23 protein-coding genes are annotated in these 19,956 nt (G+C 74.9%); 15 read left to right on the plus strand and 8 right to left on the minus strand.

The window, feature by feature from the left end; all coding sequences use genetic code 11:
* Positions 1-185 precede the first annotated feature (185 nt).
* The 4 genes from ACFVUH_RS10730 to ACFVUH_RS10745 all read left to right on the plus strand — a co-directional run bounded on the left by ACFVUH_RS10730 (position 186) and on the right by ACFVUH_RS10745 (position 3,355).
* Entirely contained in the window at positions 186-1,172 is a 987-nt protein-coding gene (locus ACFVUH_RS10730; protein ID WP_387912466.1) for an ABC transporter ATP-binding protein, read from the plus strand.
* Entirely contained in the window at positions 1,169-1,891 is a 723-nt protein-coding gene (locus tag ACFVUH_RS10735; RefSeq protein WP_355363657.1) for an ABC transporter permease, read from the plus strand. The genes ACFVUH_RS10730 and ACFVUH_RS10735 overlap by 4 nt, the downstream gene beginning before the upstream one ends.
* Positions 1,892-1,899: 8 nt before the next feature.
* Positions 1,900-3,141, plus strand: coding sequence for a sensor histidine kinase (locus ACFVUH_RS10740; protein ID WP_387912468.1), 1,242 nt, complete (start codon positions 1,900-1,902; stop codon positions 3,139-3,141).
* An 85-nt stretch (positions 3,142-3,226) separates the two neighbouring features.
* A complete protein-coding gene (locus tag ACFVUH_RS10745) occupies positions 3,227-3,355 on the plus strand; it encodes a hypothetical protein (protein ID WP_355363661.1) in 129 nt (42 codons plus the stop codon).
* 48 nt (positions 3,356-3,403) lie between these two features.
* Here ACFVUH_RS10745 and ACFVUH_RS10750 read toward each other — a convergent pair whose 3' ends face one another.
* Positions 3,404-4,351 carry a MerR family transcriptional regulator gene (locus tag ACFVUH_RS10750; protein ID WP_355363663.1) on the minus strand — a complete coding sequence of 316 codons (948 nt, stop codon included), beginning with the start codon at positions 4,349-4,351 and terminating at the stop codon, positions 3,404-3,406.
* 66 nt (positions 4,352-4,417) lie between these two features.
* Here ACFVUH_RS10750 and ACFVUH_RS10755 point away from each other — a divergent pair, with 66 nt between their 5' ends.
* Both ACFVUH_RS10755 and ACFVUH_RS10760 read left to right on the plus strand, forming a co-directional pair.
* The gene (locus ACFVUH_RS10755) at positions 4,418-5,053 is read left to right on the plus strand and encodes a hypothetical protein (protein ID WP_387912470.1); all 636 of its coding nucleotides are present in this window, start codon (positions 4,418-4,420) and stop codon (positions 5,051-5,053) included.
* Between the two features lie 11 nt (positions 5,054-5,064).
* Complete coding sequence (locus ACFVUH_RS10760) at positions 5,065-5,697, plus strand: response regulator transcription factor (RefSeq protein WP_387912472.1); 633 nt, start codon at positions 5,065-5,067, stop codon at positions 5,695-5,697.
* Between the two features lie 26 nt (positions 5,698-5,723).
* Here ACFVUH_RS10760 and ACFVUH_RS10765 read toward each other — a convergent pair whose 3' ends face one another.
* Together ACFVUH_RS10765 and ACFVUH_RS10770 are read right to left on the minus strand one after the other, a co-directional pair.
* The gene (locus ACFVUH_RS10765) at positions 5,724-6,605 is read right to left on the minus strand and encodes a transglutaminase family protein (RefSeq protein WP_387912474.1); all 882 of its coding nucleotides are present in this window, start codon (positions 6,603-6,605) and stop codon (positions 5,724-5,726) included.
* 91 nt (positions 6,606-6,696) lie between these two features.
* Complete coding sequence (locus tag ACFVUH_RS10770; protein ID WP_387912475.1) at positions 6,697-7,608, minus strand: GNAT family N-acetyltransferase; 912 nt, start codon at positions 7,606-7,608, stop codon at positions 6,697-6,699.
* A gap of 265 nt (positions 7,609-7,873) precedes the next feature.
* Between ACFVUH_RS10770 and fdxA the strand changes: the two genes are divergently transcribed.
* Both fdxA and dapC read left to right on the plus strand, forming a co-directional pair.
* Positions 7,874-8,200 (plus strand): ferredoxin, encoded by a 327-nt coding sequence (gene fdxA, locus ACFVUH_RS10775; RefSeq protein ID WP_030061559.1) that lies wholly within the window; start codon positions 7,874-7,876, stop codon positions 8,198-8,200.
* A 20-nt stretch (positions 8,201-8,220) separates the two neighbouring features.
* Complete coding sequence (dapC, locus tag ACFVUH_RS10780) at positions 8,221-9,384, plus strand: succinyldiaminopimelate transaminase (RefSeq protein WP_387912477.1); 1,164 nt, start codon at positions 8,221-8,223, stop codon at positions 9,382-9,384.
* Between the two features lie 108 nt (positions 9,385-9,492).
* On the opposite strand, the gene ACFVUH_RS10785 is transcribed toward dapC, so the two are convergent.
* Positions 9,493-10,281, minus strand: a complete 789-nt coding sequence (locus ACFVUH_RS10785) for a hypothetical protein (protein WP_387912478.1) — start codon at positions 10,279-10,281, stop codon at positions 9,493-9,495.
* A 312-nt stretch (positions 10,282-10,593) separates the two neighbouring features.
* Positions 10,594-11,625 (minus strand): hypothetical protein, encoded by a 1,032-nt coding sequence (locus tag ACFVUH_RS10790; protein ID WP_387912480.1) that lies wholly within the window; start codon positions 11,623-11,625, stop codon positions 10,594-10,596.
* Positions 11,626-11,761: 136 nt separating this feature from the next.
* Between ACFVUH_RS10790 and dapE the strand changes: the two genes are divergently transcribed.
* Together dapE and ACFVUH_RS10800 are read left to right on the plus strand one after the other, a co-directional pair.
* Positions 11,762-12,835, plus strand: coding sequence for a succinyl-diaminopimelate desuccinylase (dapE, locus tag ACFVUH_RS10795; protein WP_355363677.1), 1,074 nt, complete (start codon positions 11,762-11,764; stop codon positions 12,833-12,835).
* A gap of 99 nt (positions 12,836-12,934) precedes the next feature.
* Positions 12,935-13,744, plus strand: coding sequence for a TIGR00730 family Rossman fold protein (locus ACFVUH_RS10800; protein ID WP_355363679.1), 810 nt, complete (start codon positions 12,935-12,937; stop codon positions 13,742-13,744).
* Positions 13,745-13,762: 18 nt separating this feature from the next.
* Here the strand turns inward: ACFVUH_RS10800 and folP are convergent, their stop codons facing one another.
* Complete coding sequence (gene folP / locus ACFVUH_RS10805) at positions 13,763-14,575, minus strand: dihydropteroate synthase (RefSeq protein WP_355364020.1); 813 nt, start codon at positions 14,573-14,575, stop codon at positions 13,763-13,765.
* A 156-nt stretch (positions 14,576-14,731) separates the two neighbouring features.
* Here folP and ACFVUH_RS10810 point away from each other — a divergent pair, with 156 nt between their 5' ends.
* Positions 14,732-15,184: a DivIVA domain-containing protein gene (locus tag ACFVUH_RS10810; RefSeq protein ID WP_387912482.1), complete on the plus strand. Its 453-nt coding sequence runs from the start codon at positions 14,732-14,734 to the stop codon at positions 15,182-15,184.
* On the plus strand, positions 15,181-15,774 hold the full coding sequence (locus tag ACFVUH_RS10815; RefSeq protein ID WP_355363683.1) for a DNA-3-methyladenine glycosylase I: 594 nt from the start codon (positions 15,181-15,183) through the stop codon (positions 15,772-15,774). Before ACFVUH_RS10810 ends, ACFVUH_RS10815 begins: the two co-directional genes overlap by 4 nt.
* 3 nt (positions 15,775-15,777) lie before the next feature.
* Here the strand turns inward: ACFVUH_RS10815 and ACFVUH_RS10820 are convergent, their stop codons facing one another.
* Positions 15,778-16,578, minus strand: a complete 801-nt coding sequence (locus ACFVUH_RS10820; protein WP_387912484.1) for an enoyl-CoA hydratase-related protein — start codon at positions 16,576-16,578, stop codon at positions 15,778-15,780.
* 297 nt (positions 16,579-16,875) lie between these two features.
* On the opposite strand from ACFVUH_RS10820, the gene ACFVUH_RS10825 reads away from it, so the two are divergent.
* Positions 16,876-17,043, plus strand: coding sequence for a DUF3117 domain-containing protein (locus tag ACFVUH_RS10825; protein ID WP_014137929.1), 168 nt, complete (start codon positions 16,876-16,878; stop codon positions 17,041-17,043).
* 152 nt (positions 17,044-17,195) lie between these two features.
* Here the strand turns inward: ACFVUH_RS10825 and ACFVUH_RS10830 are convergent, their stop codons facing one another.
* A complete protein-coding gene (locus tag ACFVUH_RS10830) occupies positions 17,196-17,828 on the minus strand; it encodes an O-methyltransferase (protein ID WP_355364023.1) in 633 nt (210 codons plus the stop codon).
* A gap of 332 nt (positions 17,829-18,160) precedes the next feature.
* Here ACFVUH_RS10830 and sigE point away from each other — a divergent pair, with 332 nt between their 5' ends.
* Both sigE and ACFVUH_RS10840 read left to right on the plus strand, forming a co-directional pair.
* Positions 18,161-18,904, plus strand: a complete 744-nt coding sequence (sigE, locus tag ACFVUH_RS10835; RefSeq protein ID WP_380686370.1) for an RNA polymerase sigma factor SigE — start codon at positions 18,161-18,163, stop codon at positions 18,902-18,904.
* Positions 18,901-19,908: a zf-HC2 domain-containing protein gene (locus ACFVUH_RS10840; protein WP_387912486.1), complete on the plus strand. Its 1,008-nt coding sequence runs from the start codon at positions 18,901-18,903 to the stop codon at positions 19,906-19,908. The genes sigE and ACFVUH_RS10840 overlap by 4 nt, the downstream gene beginning before the upstream one ends.
* Positions 19,909-19,956 lie beyond the last annotated feature (48 nt).

Raw genomic sequence — 19,956 nt, forward strand, 5'->3', positions numbered from 1 at the left:
CGCCTCTTCCCTGCGGCCTACTCTTTTCTTATTTTTTTCTTTGGGGGGGGGTTTACGCCCGGGGGCGGTGGTTTCCCATACCACCCCCCCCCCCCCCCCCCCACGACGGCGGCCACTGCCGCCGCACCCCGGCCCGGCGGGACCCTGATGGGGCAAGCACGGCACCAGCAGGGAGGACCAGGGCCATGGGTGCGGGAGAAGTCGCCGCCTTCCGGGGCGTCAGCAAGAGTTACGGGCGGGTGCGGGCCGTGGACGGCCTCGACCTCGTCCTGCGGCCGGGCGAGACCGTGGCCCTGCTGGGCCCGAACGGGGCCGGCAAGTCCAGCAGTCTCGACCTGCTGCTCGGCCTGCGCGAGCCCGACCGCGGCAGCGTCACGCTGTTCGGCGGCACCCCGCGGGCCGCGATCACGGCCGGCCGGGTCGGCGCGATGCTGCAGAGCGGCGGCCTGATGGCCGACGTCAAGGTCCGCGAACTGGTGCGGCTCGCCTGCGAGGTCCACCCGCGCGGCCGGGCCGTCGCCGAGGTGCTCGCCGACGCGGGCATCACCGACCTCGCCGAGCGCCGCGTCGACCGGCTCTCCGGCGGCCAGGAGCAGCGGGTCCGCTTCGCCCTCGCCGTCGCCGGGGCCAACGACCTCATCGTCCTGGACGAGCCCACCACCGGCATGGACGTCTCGGTCCGGCAGGCCTTCTGGGCGAGCATGCGGGCGCAGGCCGACGCCGGGCGCACCGTCCTGTTCGCCACCCACTACCTGGAGGAGGCGGACTCGATCGCCGACCGGGTCCTCGTCCTGCACCGCGGCCGGCTGATCGCCGACGGCAGCTCCGCCGAGATCAAGGCCCGGGCCGGCGCCCGCCGGATCGCCTTCGAGCTGCACGAGGCGGACGGCCCGTTCGACGAGGCCGCGCTGCGCCTGCTGCCCGGCGTCCAGGGACTGGAGACCACGGCCCGGGTGCCCGGTGTACGGACGGTGCGGATCCGGGCCGCCGACGCGGACGCCGCCGTCGCCGCCCTCTACCGGGCGGGCCTGTACCCGCGCGGCCTGGAGGTCACCGGACTGGGCCTGGAGCAGGCCTTCCTGACCATCACCGGCGAGCAGGACGCCGCCGGGTCCGTCCCGTCCGCCTCGTCGGCCTCGTCCGCCGAGCCCGCCCTGGAGAGTGCGCGATGACCACCCTGATCCGCCTGGAGATCCTGCGGACCTTCCGCAACCGCCGCTACCTGCTCTTCACCATCGCCTACCCGGCGCTGATGTACTTCTTCTTCATCCACGCCTACGGCGCCACGGACCTCGCCGGCGGCCTGCCGGTGAAGACCTACTTCATGGTCTCGATGGCCACCTTCGGCGCGGTCGGCGCGGTGCTGACCGGCAGCGCCCAGCGGATCTCGCTGGAGCGCAAGAGCGGCTGGGTGCGCCAGCTGCGGCTGACCGCGCTGCCCGGCCGCGCGTACACCCTCGGCAAGATCGCGGCCAGCGCGGTGACCACGCTGCCCGCGATCCTGGTGGTCTTCGCGGTCGGCGCGAGCCAGGGCGTCTCGCTGGGCGCCGGGCAGTGGATCGGCCTGGCGCTCGCGCTCTGGCTGGGCAGCTTCGTCTTCGCCGCGCTCGGGGTGGCGCTCGGCTACGCGGCCGCGCCGGACTCGGTGCAGACGATCGTGATGATCACCTACATGGTGATGGCGCTGTTCGGCGGCACCTGGTTCCCGGTGAGCGGCTCGCTGGAGCGCTTCGCCCGGTTCAACCCGGTGTACCTCTACAACGAACTGGCGAGCTTCACCCGGCCCGGGCACACCCTGGACACCGCCGCCGTCGCCGGGCTGGCCGCCTTCCTCGCCGTGTTCGCCGCCGCCGCGGCGGCGCTGTACCGTCGCGACACCCGGCAGGCATGATGATCGACATGAGCGACCCGCGTCCGACCCGCCCCGCCGACGAACAGCCGCAGGCGGAGGTGGCGCGGGTGTCGTTCATGAACGTCCCCGGTGCCCCGGTGGAGACCGGGCGGCAGCTGCTGGTCAAGGTCTCCTGGATGCTGCTGTGGATGATCTACCTGGCCTACCCGGTGGGCGACCTGCTGAACGGCGGCCACAGCACGGGCGCCACCGTGCTCGGCTGGGTCTGCCTGGTGGCCTTCGTCGTCGGCTACGTCCTGCTGGTGGTCCTCCGCTCGATGCCCGGGATGCGGCCGCGGACCTGCCGGGCGGTCGTCGCGGGGATGGTGGGGCTCGCCCTGACGTCCACCTTCGTCCTCGGCACCGCCTTCCTGTCCCTGTTCATCTACGCCTCGGTCTGCGTCGCGATCATCACACCGTCGCGGTACGTCCTGCGCGCGCTGCTCGCCATGGCGGCGCTCACCGCCGGGGTCGGCCTGCTGACCCACGCCGACATGGACAGCGTGTGGACCTTCACGCTCAGCGCCTTCCTCGCGGGCGCCGCGATGAGCGGGCTGCAGCGCCTGGTCGCCACCATGAAGGAGCTGCGCGAGGCCCGCGCCGCCGTCGCCCACCTGGCCGCCTCCGAGGAGCGGCTGCGGCTCGCCCGCGACCTGCACGACCTGCTCGGGCACTCGCTGTCGCTGATCACCCTGAAGAGCGAGCTGGCCGGGCGCCTCATGGACGCGGGCAAGGACGAGGCGGCGCGGGCTCAGGTCGCTGACATCGAGACGGTCGCCCGGCAGTCGCTGATCGACGTCCGGGAGGCCGTCACCGGCTTCCGCCGGCCCACCCTGCCGGTCGAGCTCGCCGCCGCCCGCACCGCGCTGGCGGCCGCCCAGGTCCGGCTGGAGGCCGCGCCGGACCTGCCGGACGCCTGGCCGGGCCTGGCCGCCGAGGAGGCGGGCGCGCTCGCCTGGGCGCTGCGCGAGGCGGTCACCAACGTCGTCCGGCACGGCGAGGGCGCCACCGTCTGCACCGTCCGGGCCGACGAGGCCTGGGAGGGCGACGGCGAGCGGTACGCCGTCCTGGAGATCACCGACGACGGCCCCGGTCCCGGCAAGTCCCACCCGGGCAACGGGCTCTCCGGCCTGGCGGAGCGGCTCGCACTGGTCGGCGGCCGGCTGGAGACCGGTCCGGGGGAGCGGGGCAGGGGCTTCCGGCTGCGGGCCGCGGTACCGCTGCGCACGGCCTCCGTCCCGACGCCCTAGCGGTCCGCGCGGAGGAACTCTCCGCCCTCCCCGCACCGGCGTGGTGCCGCCGGTCCCGGTCCCGGTCGCGGGCAGCATGACGGGCATGCCGAAGCCCGCCGCACTGGTGCTCGTCGTTCTGCTCCTCTCGCTGATCCTCTGCGCCGCCTTCACCGAGGCCCACGCCGCCGCAGGCGCGGCGCCCACCGGCGTTCGAACCGGGCCCGTCGGGTGACCGGGTGACACCCGGCCCGTGGAACAGGAGGTCGGCCGGTCCGACTTCCTACTCCAGCGAGGCCCGCAGGGCGGTGGTGAACCAGGCGGAGACGTCGTGGAGGCTCTCCTGGACCGGCCAGCCGTTGATGACGGCGAGGAGCTGCCAGTAGCGCTCGGCGCGGGGGTCGTCGGCGGTCTCGACGCGGTCGAGGATCCAGGCGCGCAGGGCGGCGTCGTCGGGGCGGCCGAAGGTGGCGGCGTAGGCCGCGGTCAGGGAGTCGAGGGCGGGGGCGGCGGCGGGGGAGTCGGGGGCGACGCCGGCGGCGAGCGCGGCGGCCACGGTGGTGCGGACGGTCTCGGACAGGGCGCCGTGCAGACCGGTGTCGTCGCCGGCCGCCCGCTCGGCCGCCTGGTGGGCGGCCATCCGGCGGACCGCGGCGCGGAAGTCCTCGTCCTGCACGAGTTCGCCCAACTCGACCCAGGCGTCGATCTGTTCGGCCGACGGCTCGTCCGGCAGCCCGGGCATCGCGGAGCGCATCATCGCGACGAACTCCGGATTGGCGTCCAGGCCGCCGAAGACGGCGTCGATGAAGTCGTGGACCAGGCGCCGGCGTTCGGCGTCGGACAGCTTCGCGAGCTGGTGCATGCGTCTCATCTCCTCGGTGGTGGAACCGCGTTCGGCGATCGCCCGCAGCACCGTCCGGCGCAGCCGGAGCGTGCGGATCTGCACGTCCAGCGCGTCGGCGTGCGCGGCGGCCACCTCGCGCAGCGGGGCGGAACGGTCCAGCACCCGCCGGATCGTGGCCAGGTCGAGACCCAGCTCCCGCAGGGTGCGGACCAGGTCGAGCCGGGCGAGTGCCCGCACGTCGAAGCGGCGGTAGCCGGCCGCCGTGCGGGCGGTGGGCGGGACGAGCCCGGAGTCGGCGTAGAACCGGACGGCCTTCACCGTCAGTCCGGTGCGCCGGGCCAACTCGCCGATGGAGTACAGGGTGTTGTCGAGCTCGTCGTCCCGCATGGCTCCCAGCTTGGCGTCTCCCCCCGGGGGAGACTCAAGGGGCCGCGGTGAGTACGCTGCGTCGGCATGGGGGTGGACGAACGGACCCGGCGCGCCGGGCTGTCGGGGGTTCTGCTGGTGGCGGTGCTGACGGGGGCGGCGGGCTGCGGCTGGACGGGGCCGAAGGCCGCGCCACCGCCGACGACCCCGGCCGCGGCGGGCGTCAGGACCACGCCCACGCCCACGCCGACCCCGCACTGGGACGGGGAGGCGCTGCCGGGCCCGATCGCCGGGGAGCTGGCGGGGCTGCTGCGCAGGCGGTGGGGCTTCGAGGTCCGTTCGAGCGTGTTGCCGTCGCCCCCGCCGGCGACCGGTGTGCCGCCGCACACCGAGTACGAGGGGCTGACGGCGCGCCCCGGCGGCTACCAGCTGCTGTTCCTGATCCAGGCCGACCCGGCCGGCCGGTCGCGGCACGTGCTGTTCACCGTGCGGGGCGGGATGTCGGCGGCGGCGGCGAACGACCTCGCGGAGGCCGCGGACCTCGCTCTGGACGGGAAACTGCCGGCGCCGCAGCGGGCGTGGCTGGTGGCGCGGTTCACGGAGGAGCCGAAGCAGCCCGCGGCCCGGCCGGCCGTGGTGGACGGGACCGAGATCCGGCTGACCGTCGTCGGCCCGGAGCCGGGGGTGCTCCTGGTCAGGCCGCTCCCGGCCGGGACGCCGTAGGGTCGGGCGCCATGAGTGAGATTCGGAAGGACCGGCCCTCGGTGCGGGTGCTGCTGGCGGAGGACCAGGGGATGGTCCGGGAGGCGCTGGCCGCGCTGCTCGGGCTGGAGGGGGACATCGACGTCGTCGCCCAGGTGGGGCGCGGCGACGAGGTGCTGGACGCGGCGGTCGCGCACGACGTGCAGGTGGCGGTGCTGGACATCGAGATGCCGGGGATGACCGGGATCGAGGCGGCGGCGCTGCTGCGCGAGCACCGGCCGCAGACCAGGGTGGTGATCGCGACCACCTTCGGCCGTCCCGGCTATCTGCGGCGGGCGATGGAGTCGGGCGCGGACGCGTTCCTGGTGAAGGACGCCCCGGCCGCCGAGCTGGCCGAGGCGATCCGCCGGGTGCTGCGCGGCGAGCGGGTGATCGACCCGGTGCTGGCCGCGGCCGCGCTGGCCGAGGGGGCGAACCCGCTGACCGCCCGCGAGCGGGATGTGCTGGCCGCCGCGGCGGACGGCGCGGTGAACGCGGACATCGCCGTGCGGCTGCACCTGTCGGAGGGCACGGTGCGCAACTACCTCTCGATGGCGATCCAGAAGACCGAGGCCCGCAACCGCACCGAGGCGGTCCGGATCGCCCGGGAGAAGGGCTGGCTCTAGGACACGTCCCAGGGCGGCGGGGAGGCTCAGTTCAGCCGGTGGCGGGCGGCCCGGGCCTCCTGGCGGACCTTGGCGGCGGCGTCCGGGTCGAAGGCGTCCAGGATCCCGGCGTACTCGTCCATCTCCTTCGCCCCGCCCAGGAAGTCGCCGGTGCGCACCAGCAGCTCGGCGCGTTCGAGGCGGAGCTGGGCCGGGTGGCGGGGGAGCAGCAGGGCGAGTTCGGTGGCCCACAGCTGGGTGCGGGCGTGCTCGGGGCGGTCGGCGGCCCAGGTGCGGATGTTGCCGAGCACCCGCAGGACGACGTCCAGCGGCTGCGCGGGCGTGAGCAGCTCGGGCGTGAACTCCTGCCCGGCGGCGCCCACCAGCCGGGCCACGTCCTCGAGGTCGAGCAGCCGGCCGCCGTGGAAGGGGTCGGCCAGGACGTACTCCTCACCGCCGGCGGGCCCGCCGACCGCGACGATGAAGTGGCCGGGCAGGGCGATGCCGTGCACGGTGAGTCCGGCCCGGCGGGCGACGGCGGACCAGACCAGCGCGAGCATGATCGGCAGCCCGCGCCGGCGCCGCAGCACGTCGGGCAGCAGCGAGGACTCCAGCCGCCGGTAGTCGGACTTGCGCCCGTGGAAGCGCTCCCGCCCGCCGAGGACGGCGGCCAGCAGGGCGGCGGTCTCCTCCGGACCGGCCGGGGCCCGTTCGGCGACGGCGCGCCGGACGGCGGCCGCGTGCCGTTCCAGGGCCGCCGCGCAGGCGGCGAGCAGGGCGTCGACGGAGGGCGGGCCCTGGAGGTCGTCGGGGTCCGCGGGGTCGGGGCCGGGGGTGTGCTCGGCGGCGGCGAGCAGGCAGAGCAGCACCGGATCGGGCTGCTCGGCCCGGGCCTCGGTCCGGAAGCGTGCTCTGCTCTGCTCGGTCACGGCGGTGGCGGCGGCTTTCGTAGGGCGGGCGGACAGGCGGTCGCGGGTTCCGGGTTCCAGCTCCCGGGGCCCGGGTTCCGGCGGCGGCGCCCTACCCCTGGGGCAGGAGCGCGTAGTGGTAAGTGTGACTGGTCGTGAAGCCCAATCGGTCGTAGAGCGCGATCGCCCCGGCGTTCTCCGCCTCCACCTGCAGGTACGCGCCGCTCGCGCCCTCCTCGGCGGCCCGGGCGGCGAGCACCGCCATCACCGCCGTGGCCAGTCCCCGGCGGCGGGCCCCCGGTGCCACCTCGATGGCGCCGAAGCAGGCCCACGGTCCGTCGATGACGCAGCGTCCGACGGCGAGGACCGGCGGGGTGCCGCCCTCCCCGCTCCCGGCGCCGCGGGTGTCGTGCACGGTCGCGAACCAGACCGAGGGGCCGCCGTGGATCACCGTGCGGGCGGCCCGCTCCACCGCCGGGTCGTCGGTCACCCGCCGGTACAGCGACATCCAGTCGGGCGAGGCGGTCCGGGCCAGCCGCACCCGGTCCCGGCCGGCCGGGTCGCCGAGCCGGGTCAGCGGCGCCAGCCCGGCCGTCCGGACCAGGGTCGGCGCGTACCCGGCGCCCAGCCGGTCCAGCTCGGCGCGCAGCGCGTCCGGCGAGCCGGGGGTGCTGACCTCCACCCAGGCCGGCAGACCGCGCGCCGCGTACCACCGGCGCGCGGTGGTGAGCGCCTCGTCCAGGGGCATGCCGGGGTCGCCGAGCGCCTGCACGGAGTTGGCGCGCCGGGTGAACCCGGCCGAGGCGCGCAGCGTCCAGGCGCCCAGCGGCTCCTGCTCGACGGCGGGCCAGCCGCGGGCGGCGATCCGCTGGAGCTCGGCCGGACCGGTCGGCGGCAGCGGTGCGCGCCGGGCCGGGAAGAGCGGCACGGCCTTGCCCGCGACCAGCAGCTTCTCGTCGAAGGAGACCGGATCGCCGGACCGCGGCACCACCGTGAGCCCGTCGGCGTCCCAGGATGCGAGCACACCGATCACATCGCGGAACACTGGCCGGTTGTCGTCGGCGAACCCGGCGAGCCGTCGAACACTGACCCGGCGGCCCACGTCAGAGCGATCTATCCGGACCTCCGGACGGTCCTGAACCGGCCCTTCGGCGGCCATCTGGGCACCTCCTGTGCATTTGCGGTCTCCGACCCGCGATACTAGGGGCGGGCATCGACGACGCCGCGCTCACCCGCGCACGCGAGAAAACAGAATGGGCCGCCGAGCCCTTCCGAGGAGGAACGACAGCGTGACCTACGTCATCGCGCAGCCTTGTGTCGACGTCAAGGACAAGGCGTGCATCGAAGAGTGCCCGGTTGACTGCATCTACGAGGGCGAGCGATCGCTCTACATCCACCCGGATGAGTGTGTCGACTGTGGCGCTTGTGAGCCGGTCTGCCCGGTCGAGGCGATCTTCTACGAGGACGACACGCCGGAGGAGTGGAAGGACTACTACAAGGCGAACGTCGAGTTCTTCGACGACCTCGGTTCGCCCGGTGGTGCCTCGAAGCTCGGCCTGATCGAGCGCGACCACCCGTTCATCGCCGCTCTGCCGCCGCAGAACGCCGACCACTGACGACTGGTGGCAACTGAGCTGTGACTACCAAGAACAGCACGCACGCGCCGTTCCCGGGCCACCCGGGAGCGGCGCGCCGCGTTTCCGACCTGCTGCCGGTGTTCCCCTGGGACAAGCTGGAGCCGTACAAGGCGACCGCGCTGGCCCACCCCGGCGGGCTCTGCGACTTCTCCGTCGGCACCCCGGTCGACCCGGTGCCCGAGGTGATCCAGAAGGCCCTCGCGGCCGCCACCGACACACCCGGCTACCCGACCGTCTGGGGGCCGACGGAGCTGCGCGAGGCGATCGCCGGCTGGCTGCGCCGCCGGCTCGGCGCCGAGATCGGCCCGCAGGCCGTCCTGCCGACCGTCGGCTCCAAGGAGCTGGTCGCCTGGCTGCCGACCCAGCTGGGCCTCGGCCCCGGCGACCAGGTCGCCTACCCGCGGCTGGCCTACCCGACCTACGAGGTGGGCGCGCGGCTGTGCGGCGCCGAGCCGGTCGAGTACGACTCGGTGGACGAGCTGGACGGTTCCCGGGTGCGCCTGCTGTGGGTCAACTCGCCGTCCAACCCGACCGGGCGGGTGCTCGGCGCGCCGGAGCTGCGCCGCGCGGTGGAGTGGGCGCGCGAGCACCGGGCGCTGCTGGTCAGCGACGAGTGCTACCTGGAGCTCGGCTGGGAGGCCGAGCCGGTGTCCGTGCTGCACCCCGAGGTGTGCGGCGAGGGCGGCCACGAGGGCCTGCTCGCGGTGCACTCGCTGTCCAAGCGCTCCAACCTGGCCGGTTACCGCGCGTCCTTCGTGGCGGGCGACCCGGTGGTGGTCAGGGAACTGCTGGAGGTGCGCAAGCACGGCGGCATGATCGTGCCGGCCCCGGTGCAGGCGGCCACGGCCGCCGCGCTCGGGGACGACGCGCACGTGGCCGAGCAGCGGGAGCGCTACGCGGCCCGGCGCGCGGCGCTGCGGGCGGCGCTGGAGGCGTACGGCTTCCGGATCGAGCACTCGGAGGCCAGCCTCTACCTGTGGGCGACCCAGGACCGGCCGTGCTGGGAGACGGTGGCCGAGCTGGCCGGGCTGGGCATCCTGGTGGCGCCCGGCGACTTCTACGGTCCGGCCGGCGGGCGGTTCGTGCGGGTCGCGTTCACCGCGACCGACGAGCGGGTCGCGGCGGCCGTCGAGCGGCTGCGCGCGGCGGCCGGGGCGCGGTAGCCGCAGGCGCACGTGCGAGGGGCCGGCGTCCGGGTTTCCGGACGCCGGCCCCTCGCCGCTGTGCGGGCGGGTCCGGCCGGTGTGCGCCCAGCCGGTGCCGGTGCGGGCTCAGCCGATCGGCAGGCCGCTCAGCGAACCGCCGTTGAGGCCGCCCAGCAGGCCGCTGAGCGGGCCGAGCGCGCTGGTGAGGCCGCCCAGACCGTTCAGCGGGCTGTTCGCGCCGAGGTCGGCACCGCCGAGGCGGTTGGCCGACCCGTGCTCGGCGAGGCCCAGCACGTCGGCGCCGGGCAGGTCGGCGGGCAGCGCCCGGGTGACCGTGCCGAGCGGCAGCGCGTCGGTGACGGTGGTGGTGCTGGGGATCGCCTGGGCGACCCCGCTGCCGCCCGGCACGGCGCTGGTGACGGTGCCGGCGGCCGGGGCGAGCTCGCCGACCGGGCCGAGACCGGCGTGCGAGCTGCGCTGCGGGGTGGCGCTCTTGCCGGTGACGGCCTCGCCGAGCTTGCCGGCCAGCGCCTGGGCGACCTGCGGGGCGACGCGGGAGAGCTCGCCGGTGGTGGCGGCGGTCTGGTCGACCGGGGCGGTCAGCGAGCCGGCCTTCTCGTTCGCCTCGGGCAGCTGCTGGGCGACGATGTTGCCGGTCGCGTCGGCGGCGGCGGGCAGGCCCGCGGCGACCGTGGCGGCGCCGGTGTTCCCGGCCGCCTGGCCCAGCTGGTGGGTGGTGTGCTGCAGAGTGGACCCGGCGTCGGTGTTGGTGAGCTGGCCCAGCGGCGCGGCCAGGTCGCCCTTCGGCAGCAGGGCGTCGACGGCGGACGCGGAGCCGGCCGCGACCAGCGGGGTCGCGCCGGCCGCGACGAGCAGCGCGGCCTGGGCGATCCGGCGCGTGAGGGGGTGAGACATGGGGCTCCTCGGAGGGGTCTGGGTCCGTCCCGTCCGCCGGGCGGACGACGTTGTTACCGCTTGAGAAGCCAGAAGGTTTCGGCCCGGGCAAGGAAACTCTCGGGTCGACGATCGGATGGTAGGACCGCGCGGAGGGATGTTCCGGGCCCCGGACCGAGGTGCGCGCCCGTGACGGGCCAAGGGGAGTGACGGTTCTGCGCGCCGCCCTCCCCGGCCGGCCCGCCGTCCACCGCGATGGACGCGAATCACCCGGTCGGCGGCAACCCGGACACCAGTGCGTCAATGCCCCGGGCCCGCCGCCTCCGGCGGCCGTCAGCCCTTCGCGGGGGCGGCCAGCGAGACCAGCACCAGCTTGGTCGAGGTGCCGGTCGGCTGCGGCTTCCAGCCGTCCTCGGACTTCGCCTTCCGCCAGATCTTCCCGTCGTACGCGACGGTCTCGATGCCCAGCTTCTGCGCCTGCGTCACCGCCCAGTGCGCCACCGCCCAGCCGTTCTGCCGCTCGGCGTCCGGGCCGGAGTCGGTGGACGCGGTCGGGTCCGGGGTCAGCGAGACGGCGTTCTCCGCGCCCTTGACGGTGGAGGAGTAGCCGGTGGCCGGGGTCACCGTCCGGCCGAACTCGCGGCGCACCCGGTCGCTCAGCACCTGGGCCCGGTCCGGGCCGGCCGGCGTCGCGGCACCGGTGGCGGGCGCGGCCCCGGCCGGGGCGGCCGGCGGGGCGCTCTCCGCGTCGGTGTCCGGCTCGGCGAAGTCGTGCACCACGCAGTTCAGCGAGGCCGCCTCGCGGCCGGTCAGCGCGGAGGCCAGCAGGGTCGCCTTGGTCTCGTGCTTGGCGTAGGCCTGCGGGTAGCCGCTCTTCTGCACCTGCTGGGCCGCGTCGGTCAGCGGCAGCCGGGTGTAGCCGGGCACCTTGACCAGGCCGTCCAGGAACTTGTTGGTCGCGTAGACCGGGTCCATGATCTGCTGCACGGTGCCCCAGCCCTGCGAGGGCCGCTGCTGGAACAGGCCCACCGAGTCCCGGTCGCCGCCGGCCAGGTTGCGGATCTTGGACTCCTGCATCGCGGTGGCCAGCGAGATGGTCACCGCCCGGTCCGGCAGGCCGCGGGCGTGCGCCACGGCGGCGATGGTCGCCGCGTTGGCCGCCTGCGGGACCTCCAGCGTGCCCTCGCCGGCCGGTGTCTTCACCGAGCAGCCCTCGGGGGTCAGCAGCTTGTTGTCGCGCAGCCAGAACAGCGCCCCCGCGACCACGGCCAGCACCAGCAGACCGATCAGCACCACCCGCAGCGGCCTGCGGCGCCGCCGGGGTGCCGCGTCCTCGCCCCCGCCGCCGCCCTCTCGCCTCGCCACCGCCGCCCCTCTCCGCCGAGCACTCCGAACCGACACCGTACCCAGTCGGACGGGTGTGCGGTGACGGGTGGTTGCCTCCGGCCCTGTCACAGCACTGCCACAGGGGGTGCCGGCCACCCGACTAGGCTGGGCGACCATGAGCAGCCCGAAGACGCCCCTTGACCTCACCCTCGACGGCGGCGCGCTGACCGCCCAGCTGGTCGACTTCCCCTCCGTCAGCGGCGACGAGCAGGCGCTCGCCGACGCGATCGAGGCCGCCCTGCGGGCCTACCCGCACCTGACCGTCGACCGGTACGGCAACAACGTGGTCGCCCGCACCGGCCTCGGCCGCGCCGAGCGCGTCGTGCTGGCCGGCCACATCGACACCGTGCCGATCGCCGACAACGTGCCCTCCTGGGTCGAGGGCGACCTGCTCCACGGCTGCGGCACCTCGGACATGAAGTCCGGCGTCGCCGTCCAGCTCCGGCTCGCCGCCACCCTGCCCGAGCCCAACCGGGACCTCACCTTCGTCTTCTACGACTGCGAGGAGGTGGAGGCCGACCGCAACGGCCTCGGCCACCTCGCCCGGGTCCACCCCGACTGGCTCGCCGCCGACTTCGCGGTGCTCATGGAGCCCAGCGGGGCGGTCGTCGAGGGCGGCTGCCAGGGCACCCTGCGCGCGCAGGTCCGGCTCGGCGGCGTCCGCGCGCACTCGGCCCGCAGCTGGCTCGGCGACAACGCCATCCACAAGGCCGGCGAGGTGCTGCGCCGGCTCTCCGAGTACCGGGCGCGCCTGGTCGAGATCGACGGTCTCGAGTACCACGAGGGCCTCAACGCGGTGCGCATCGACGGCGGCGTGGCCGGCAACGTCATCCCCGACGAGTGCGTGGTGACGGTCAACTTCCGCTTCGCGCCGGACCGCGACGAGGCCGACGCCGAGAAGCACGTGCGCGAGGTCTTCGACGGCTTCGAGGTCACCGTCACCGACTTCGCCCCGGGGGCGCTGCCCGGCCTCAACCAGCCGGCCGCGCAGGCCTTCCTCGCCGCGACCGGCGGCACCGCCCGCGCCAAGTTCGGCTGGACGGACGTGGCCCGGTTCAGCGCGCTCGGCGTCCCGGCGGTCAACTACGGCCCGGGCGACCCGAACATGGCGCACAAGCGGGACGAGCACTGCTCGCTGAGCGCCATCGCGCGGACCGAGGAGCGGCTGCGCGCCTGGCTGACGGCCTGAGCCGGCCGTCCGGCCATCGGCGGCAGGCCACCTTCCGGTCGTCCAACCGACCTTCCACCGTTGCCTGAAAAAGGGGAGGGGCGGGCGTAGGGTTTCGTCATGACAGGCACTGGAGACGAGAAGCGCTACGGGCACGGCCCCGAGCAGGTGGGCGAGCCACGCGCGAAGAAGGCGTGGCCCGAGAAGCAGAAGGGCCCGGTGCTGGTGCGCCGGGACCAGGTCGGCGAGAGCACCACGGACCAGCGCCTGCTGGACACCACCGGTCCCACCGACTGGCTGCACACGGACCCGTGGCGGGTGCTGCGGATCACTTCCGAGTTCGTCGAGGGCTTCGGCGCGCTGGCCGAACTCCCGCCCGCGGTCAGCGTCTTCGGCTCGGCCCGGACCGCGGTCGACTCACCCGAGTACGCGGCGGGGGTGGCGATCGGCCGGGCGCTGGTCGAGGCCGGCTACGCGGTGATCACCGGCGGCGGTCCGGGCGCGATGGAGGCGGCCAACCGCGGCGCCTCGGACGCCGGCGGGCTCAGCGTCGGGCTCGGCATCGAGCTGCCCTTCGAGCAGGGGCTCAACGAGTTCGTCGACCTCGGGCTGAACTTCCGCTACTTCTTCGTCCGCAAGACGATGTTCGTGAAGTACGCCCAGGGCTTCGTCGTCCTGCCGGGCGGACTCGGCACGCTGGACGAGCTGTTCGAGGCGCTCACCCTGGTGCAGACGAAGAAGGTCACCCGCTTCCCGGTGATCCTCTTCGGCAGCGCCTACTGGGGCGGGCTGGTCGACTGGCTGCGCGACACCCTGGTCGCGCAGGGCAAGGCGGCCCCGCACGACCTGGAGCTGTTCCACGTCACCGACGAGATCGACGAGGTCATGAAGATCCTCGCCGACGCCCGCCGCCCGGCGGACGAGATCTAGATCCGGATCCTTCCGGCCTCAGGCCAGTCCCCGGCGGGCGACCGCCGGGGGGCGGGTGCCGCGGATCGAGGCGACCATGTCCAGCACCTGCCGCGTCTCCGCCACCTGGTGCACCCGGTACACCCGGGCGCCCAGCCAGGCGGAGACCGCCGTGGTGGCCAGCGTGCCGAGCAGCCGCTCGTCCACCGGCTTGTCGAGGGTCTCGCCGACGAAGTCCTTGTTGGAGAGCGACACCAGCACCGGGAAGCCGGTCGCGGTCATCTCCGGCAGCCGCCGGGTCGCCTCCAGCGAGTGCCGGGTGTTCTTCCCGAAGTCGTGCCCCGGGTCGATGATCACCGCGTCCCGCCGCACGCCCAGCTCCACCGCCCGCTCGGCCAGACCGACGGTCACCCGCAGGATGTCCGCCATCACGTCCTGGTAACCGACCCGGTGCGGCCGGGTGCGCGGCTCGGCGCCGCCCGCGTGGGTGCAGACCAGCCCGGCGTCGTGGCGGGCGGCCACCTCGGCCAGCCGCGGGTCCACCCCGCCCCAGGCGTCGTTCAGCAGGTCCGCGCCCACCTCGCAGACCGCCTCGCCGACCTCGTGCCGCCAGGTGTCGACGCTGATCACGGCCTCCGGGTGGCGCTTGCGCAGCTCCGCGACGAACGGCACGGTGCGCCGCAGCTCCTCCTCGACGGTCACCTCGTCGCCGGGGCCGGCCTTCACCCCGCCGATGTCCAGGATCGCGGCGCCCTCGGCCATCGCGCGGTCGGCCGCGGCGAACGCGGCCTCGTCGGCGAAGGTCGCGCCCCTGTCGAAGAAGGAGTCGGGCGTCCGGTTGACGATCGCCATGATCACCAGCTCGTCGTCGCCGAATTCCCGTGGTCCCAGGCGCAGTGCCACCGATGTCTCCTCCACAGCTGCTGCGGGTGCGATGATGTCCCCCGGCCCATCGGGACCATGATCCCACTCCTGTCGGGGCCGGCCGGAAAATCGGGAGGACCGCTCGTGTTCTGGGTGATCGTGGCGGCGATGGCCGTGGTGGTCGGCGGTGCCGCGCTGGTGGCGCTGGGCGGCGGCGGTTCGCTGCCGGAGGCCGTGCAGGACCGTATCTCCGCCCGCCTGCCGCAGGACCGTCCGCTGGGCCAGGGCGACGTCGAGGCACTGCGCCTGCCAATGGCCGTGCGCGGCTACCGGATGGACGAGGTGGACGACGTCCTCGACCGGCTGGGTGCCGAACTCGCCCACCGCGACGCCCGGATCGCCGAGCTGGAGGCGCTGGCCGCGGTGCGCGGCGCCGTCGTGGCCGACGACCGCCCGGAGCCCGGGGCCGAGCCGCTGCCCGGTCTGGAGGAGTTCGCCCGGGTCGTCGAGCCCGCCGTCGCCCTCACCAAGGCCGCTGCGGCACCGGGCCCCGAGGACGCGAGGCCCGTGGACGCCGAGCCCGAGGGCCGGGAGTGAGCGCCGAGCCCGGCGGCGCCGTGCTCGGCGCGGACGGGCTGCGCCGCTGCGCCTGGGGCGACTCGACGGACGACTACCGGGTCTACCACGACACCGAGTGGGGCCGCCCGGTGCACGGCGACGACGCGCTGTTCGAGCGGGTCTGCCTGGAGGCCTTCCAGTCCGGCCTGTCCTGGATCACCATCCTGCGCCGCCGGGAGGGCTTCCGGGCCGCCTTCGCCGGCTTCCGGATCGCCGAGGTGGCGGAGTTCGGCGCGGCCGACGTCGAGCGGCTGCTCGCCGACACCGGCATCATCCGCAACCGGGCCAAGATCGAGGCGTCGATCGCCAACGCCGGGGTCGCCCGCGACCTCGACGGCGGACTGGACGCGCTGATCTGGCAGTTCGCCGGTGACCCGGACCGGCCGGCGCCCCGCACGCTCGGCGAGGTGCCGGCCGTCACGCCGGAGTCGACGGCGCTGGCCAAGGCCCTGAAGAAGGCCGGTTTCCGGTTCGTCGGCCCGACCACCGCGTACGCGCTGATGCAGGCCTGCGGACTGGTCGACGACCACCTCGCCGACTGCCACGTCCGCACCGCCCTGCGGGGGTAGCGCTTACCGTCCGAGGTACTTCGGCTTCTCCTTGGCGATGAAGGCGCGCACCGCGATCCGGTGGTCCTCGCTCTCGCCGGCCAGCGTCTGCAGCTCGTCCTCCTTGTCGAGCAGCTCGCTCAGCGAGTGCGCGGCGCCGTACGCCAGCGACTCCTTGATCGCGCCGTACGCCACCGTCGGGCCCTCGGCCAGCTCCTTGGCGAACACCCGGGCGGTGGCGGCCAGTTCGGCGGCCGGCACGACCTTGGTGGCCAGGCCCAGCTCCATCGCCTCGGCCGCCTTCACAGTGCGCGGCAGCATCAGCAGCTCGGTCGCCCTGGCGTGCCCGACCAACCGCGGCAGCGTCCAGGACGCACCGGAGTCGGCGGTCAGCGCGATCCCGGCGAACGCCGTGTTGAAGCCGGCGGAGTCCGCGAGGATCCGGAAGTCGCAGGCGAAGGCCAGCGAGGCGCCCGCGCCTGCCGCCACCCCGCCGACCGCCGCCACCGTCGGCTTGCGCATCCCGGCCAGCGCCCGCAGCAGCGGGTTGTAGTGCTCGGCGACGGTCCTCAGCGCGCCCTCGCCGGTCTCCTCGGCCCGCTTCAGCAGGCCCAGGTGCTCCTTGAGGTCCTGCCCGACGCAGAACGCCCGGGCACCCGCGCCGGTCAGCAGCACCGCCCGCACCGCCGGGTCCTCGGCGGCGGCGGTCACGGTGTCGCGCAGCGCCACCTTGGTCGCCACGTCCAGCGCGTTCATCGCCTCGGGGCGGTTGAGGGTGATGACGGCCAGGCCGCCGTCCAGCTCGTACAGCACGGAATCGGACATGGGTGAGGGCTCCCTGCTCGTGATCGGCTCTGATCGTCGCTGCCAGGATGCCGGAGTCCCCGGCCGCCTGGGGAGTGTGAGGTATCGCACCTTTCGGCGCCCTGCGGACCGGCGCCGCGCCGGGGCTTATGCCGGAAAATGTGCGGGATTGCGGTGATCCGGACGAGGTTGCGCCGAGAGTGATGTTGGTCATCAGGCCGTCGCATGCGGGATAATGGCTTCCGATCAATGCGTTCGATACCGGCGGTGGACGGACTGCCGGTGCGTAGCTGAGCGGTTGCAGGAAGGGGAACGAGCATGGCGGCCATGAAGCCGCGGACGGGTGACGGCCCGCTCGAAGTCACCAAAGAGGGGCGGGGCATCATCATGCGCGTTCCGCTCGAAGGCGGCGGACGCCTCGTGGTGGAGCTCACGCCTGACGAGGCCGACGCCCTCGGCGAGGCCCTGAAGAAGGCCTGCGGCTGACCGCAGCAGGTGCTCGCCATCTCCTGGAGATGTGCTGCCGGGCCCGGGTACGACCATCGCGTCGGGCCCGGGCCCCGTACTTTTCCGGACGCCGCCGGAAAGCCCTCCCGGCCCTTCCGGCCCTCCCTGCGCTTCCGGTCCTTCCGGCGCTCCTAGCGCTTCACGGCGCAGAGCAGCCCGTCCGAGACCGGCAGCAGCGCGGGCAGCAGCGCCTCGCTCTCCCGGACGGCCTGGACCATGTCCCGCACCGACTGGGTCTGCGGGTCCTGCAGCTCCGGCTCGGCCAGCCGGCCCTCCTGGAACACGCCCTCGAAGCAGACCATCCCGCCCGGCCGCAGCAGCCGCAGCGACTCGGACAGGTACTCCCGGGACTCCGCCGGGTCCCCGTCGCAGAACACCAGGTCGTACTGGCCGTCCGCGAGCCGGGGCAGCACCTCCAGCGCCCGGCCCGGTATGAACCGCGAGCGGTTGGCCGCGAACCCGGCCGCCTGGTACGCCTCCTTCGCCAGCTGCTGGCGCACCGGCTCGGAGTCGACGGTGGTGAGCACCCCGTCCGGCCGCATCCCGCGCAACAGGTACACCCCGGAGACGCCCGTCCCGGTGCCGATCTCGGCCACCGCCTTGGCGTCCAACGCCGCGGCCAGCAGGCGCAGGCAGGCCCCGCCGCTCGGCCCGATCGCCCGTATCCCGGTCCGCGCGGACTGTGCCCGGGCGTAGGTCAGCACCGCGTCCTCGCCGACGTAGGTGTCGGCGAGGGCCGCGCGCGCGGGCCCGAACTCGCTGATGGCTGCCTCTTTCGGAGCCCCGGGTGACGGCCCGGCGCGGAGCGGATGTCGATATTTCCTGCCACAGATTACTGGCCGGACGGGAACCGCGTACGGCGGCGGGCCGTTGGTCGAGCAGGGACCGGGGGAACGTGACCTCCCGGACACCCTCCGGACCGGGTCATCCGGGCCGGCCGGTCCCGGACGCTTCTTATCCGGGCTTGACGGGCGAGGTGGATATGGTGGTGGCCCTGCTGGGCAGAAGAGCCGACCGAGGAGGTGTGGCCGAGGGCGACGTCCCTGTGCGGCGGCACTCCCGCGGCACCGCGTCGACCCGTACGCCGAAGCCCGTGATGAACCAGCCTGCGCACTCCACCCTGGACCAGCCGGCCCCCGCGCACCAGGCGCCGGCCGCCGGTACCGCCGAGGCTCCCGCCCTCGCGACCTTCGCCGAGGGACCCGACGCGCAGACCTGGACTCCCCCCACGTGGGAGGAGATCGTCGAGGCCCACAGCGCCCGCGTCTACCGCCTCGCCTACCGCCTGACGGGCAACCAGCACGACGCCGAGGACCTCACCCAGGAGGTCTTCGTCCGGGTGTTCCGCTCGCTGTCCACCTACACCCCCGGCACGTTCGAGGGCTGGCTGCACCGGATCACCACCAACCTGTTCCTGGACATGGTCCGCCGCCGCCAGCGCATCCGCTTCGACGCGCTCGGCGAGGACGCGGCCGAGCGCCTCGCCTCCCGCGAGCCGAGCCCGGCCCAGCACTTCAGCGACACCCACTTCGACGCCGACGTCCAGCACGCGCTGGACACCCTGGCGCCCGAATTCCGCGCCGCCGTCGTGCTCTGCGACATCGAGGGCCTCTCCTACGAGGAGATCGCGGCCACGCTCGGCGTCAAGCTCGGCACCGTCCGCAGCCGCATCCACCGCGGCCGCTCGCACCTGCGCGCCGCGCTCAAGCACCGCGCCCCCGGCTCGGCCCCCGGCCGCGAGCGCCGCGGCGGCAGTGCCGAGGAGCTGCCGGTGCCGGTCGGCGCCGCCGCCGGCGGGGCCGCGGTCGCACCGGGCGGGCGCGGACGGAGGCGATCGTGAGCGGAACCGGCCGATCGGGGCCGGGCCACCCGGAGACGCCCGGCCGCACCACCACCCGCCGCGCGGGCTGGCCCGCCCTGGGCCGCCGGGGCCAGGACGGCACCGCGGCCGACCCCGCGCCGCAGCCGGCACCCCCGGGCGAGCCGGCGCTGCGCGCCGTGGCCGTACGGGGCGTCGAGCCCGCAGCCGAGGAGCACCACCTAGGCGACCGGCTGTCCGCCTTCGTCGACGGCGAACTCGGCCACGACTCGCGCGAGCGCGTCCAGGCCCACCTGGCGACCTGTCCGCAGTGCCTCGCCGAGGCCGACGAGGGCCGCAACGTCAAGCACCTGCTCACCCGCACCGGCACGCCCGGCCCGTCCGCCGGGCTGATGGCCCGGCTGCTGGCCGTCGGAGCGCTCCCGGAGGACGACTCCCCGCCGCGCGCCGAGTCGCCGCGCCGGGACGACGACGACCTGCCCGGCGGCGGTGTCCCGTCCGCCGGCACGCTCGGCGGCAGCCGGCTGGACGGCGGCTCGTTCGGCCGCGGCGCCGGCGCCTCCTTCGGCGCGGGCGCGCTCGGCGCGGACACGCCGGTGCCCGGCGTCGACCCCCGGGCGTTCGGCCGCGGTTCGGTGCTGCGCCCGCTGATCGGGCGGCGCTCGGCCCGTCCGGTCGACCCGGTCCAGCCGCTGGCGGCGGCCGCGGCCGCCGCCGCCCCGGTGGCCCGGCAGGTCCCGGCGCGCGGGCGGCGCTTCGTCTTCGCCGCGGCCGGCGCCTTCTCGGTCGCCGCGGTGACGCTCGGCGGCGTCGGCAGCGTCGCCGGCCCGGGCGACGAGCAGCACGGCACCACGGTCAGCCCGGCGGGCGGCCGGGGCGGGATGGTCCCGATGAACGCCCAGGTGCCGGCGGTGGACCTGCCGCTGCGCCCGGTGGCGGTCACCCGGGGCGCGCTCCCGCCGTACGACTTGCCGGAACGGTCGCCGAGTTCCGGCGTCGCCGGTCTGCACCACGAGAACAGATAGCCGCAGCACCGGCCCCTCGCGGCAGGGATCATCGGCGGGTCTTCACCA

The sequence above is a fragment of the Kitasatospora sp. NPDC058032 genome (assembly GCF_042885845.1).
Lineage (GTDB): Bacteria > Actinomycetota > Actinomycetes > Streptomycetales > Streptomycetaceae > Kitasatospora.

Bases quoted from the DNA above. Each gene is read 5' to 3' on its own strand.
- ACFVUH_RS10730 (WP_387912466.1), top strand. From the start codon at position 186: ATGGGTGCGGGAGAAGTCGCCGCCTTCCGGGGCGTCAGCAAGAGTTAC.
- ACFVUH_RS10735 (WP_355363657.1), top strand. From the start codon at position 1,169: ATGACCACCCTGATCCGCCTGGAGATCCTGCGGACCTTCCGCAACCGC.
- ACFVUH_RS10740 (WP_387912468.1), top strand. From the start codon at position 1,900: ATGAGCGACCCGCGTCCGACCCGCCCCGCCGACGAACAGCCGCAGGCG.
- ACFVUH_RS10745 (WP_355363661.1), top strand. From the start codon at position 3,227: ATGCCGAAGCCCGCCGCACTGGTGCTCGTCGTTCTGCTCCTCTCGCTG.
- ACFVUH_RS10750 (WP_355363663.1), bottom strand. From the start codon at position 4,351: ATGCGGGACGACGAGCTCGACAACACCCTGTACTCCATCGGCGAGTTG.
- ACFVUH_RS10755 (WP_387912470.1), top strand. From the start codon at position 4,418: ATGGGGGTGGACGAACGGACCCGGCGCGCCGGGCTGTCGGGGGTTCTG.
- ACFVUH_RS10760 (WP_387912472.1), top strand. From the start codon at position 5,065: ATGAGTGAGATTCGGAAGGACCGGCCCTCGGTGCGGGTGCTGCTGGCG.
- ACFVUH_RS10785 (WP_387912478.1), bottom strand. From the start codon at position 10,281: ATGTCTCACCCCCTCACGCGCCGGATCGCCCAGGCCGCGCTGCTCGTC.
- dapE (WP_355363677.1), top strand. From the start codon at position 11,762: ATGAGCAGCCCGAAGACGCCCCTTGACCTCACCCTCGACGGCGGCGCG.
- ACFVUH_RS10800 (WP_355363679.1), top strand. From the start codon at position 12,935: ATGACAGGCACTGGAGACGAGAAGCGCTACGGGCACGGCCCCGAGCAG.
- folP (WP_355364020.1), bottom strand. From the start codon at position 14,575: ATGGCGATCGTCAACCGGACGCCCGACTCCTTCTTCGACAGGGGCGCG.
- ACFVUH_RS10820 (WP_387912484.1), bottom strand. From the start codon at position 16,578: ATGTCCGATTCCGTGCTGTACGAGCTGGACGGCGGCCTGGCCGTCATC.
- ACFVUH_RS10825 (WP_014137929.1), top strand. From the start codon at position 16,876: ATGGCGGCCATGAAGCCGCGGACGGGTGACGGCCCGCTCGAAGTCACC.
- sigE (WP_380686370.1), top strand. From the start codon at position 18,161: ATGAACCAGCCTGCGCACTCCACCCTGGACCAGCCGGCCCCCGCGCAC.